Origin of the sequence: Erwinia sp. MYb416 (assembly GCF_037479575.1) — a bacterium.
In the GTDB taxonomy this organism is placed as follows: Bacteria; Pseudomonadota; Gammaproteobacteria; order Enterobacterales; family Enterobacteriaceae; genus Erwinia; species Erwinia rhapontici.
Map to the genome: position 1 here is coordinate 1 of NZ_JBBGYT010000236.1, position 738 is coordinate 738.

The window sequence follows — 738 nt, forward strand, 5'->3', positions numbered from 1 at the left end:
GGTTTATAACGCTGCTGACTATCCTAAAGGTTTTCCGCGTGTGGATATTCGCGTTGCGAAATCGGCGGATGGTAAAACAGAAATCACAAATAAAAATATTGCTGAAAATGGCGAGCAGCTTATTAACTATGTTTTGAAATATTCTGTGAAAGGTTCTGATTTATTAAAAGATGGAAAGGCTGATGATTGGTTTTTCGAGTTTGATAAGCAAGTAAAAGGCATACGAATGATTGCGCCTGTCGGCGTAGTAAAAAATATGCTTTCAGGTTTAGAGCGCGATCAGTTCGATTACAATAAAGAAATAGAAAAAATCGAAAAACTAATAGCTGATGACATTTCTTTTAAGGCCGATAAAGCTGTTTTTAAAAAGAACGGCGATGAATATGATTATTGTCTCGAAAATAAGAAAGATAGATTTTCATATATTGCTGATGCTATACAAGCTAAAGCTTATAACTATCAATGTTATTATAAGGGAATCTTAGCTGATTACAGTGGGCTTTATAATGACTGTCTTGAAGCTATCATTACAACATTCAAGAACGCGCTTGTTAGCGGCTACGATGAAGCTACGAGCGAAGAGATCATTAGGAACAGATTTAGCTTAATAAACATACAGATTGAGCGCATCGAGCGAATGAAGTTTATCTGTGATGCGCTTGTGCGCGTGGGTGCTTTCACAAAGCTGAATGAGCAAAGCCATCACTACAAAGACATTCACAGTGGCGACGTTTTCAC

At 37.3% G+C, this 738-nt stretch carries 1 protein-coding gene; it reads left to right on the plus strand.

Annotated elements, in window-relative coordinates; all coding sequences use genetic code 11:
* On the plus strand, positions 1 to 738 hold a 738-nt coding region (locus tag WH277_RS02190), incomplete at both ends, for a protein rep (protein WP_339504146.1).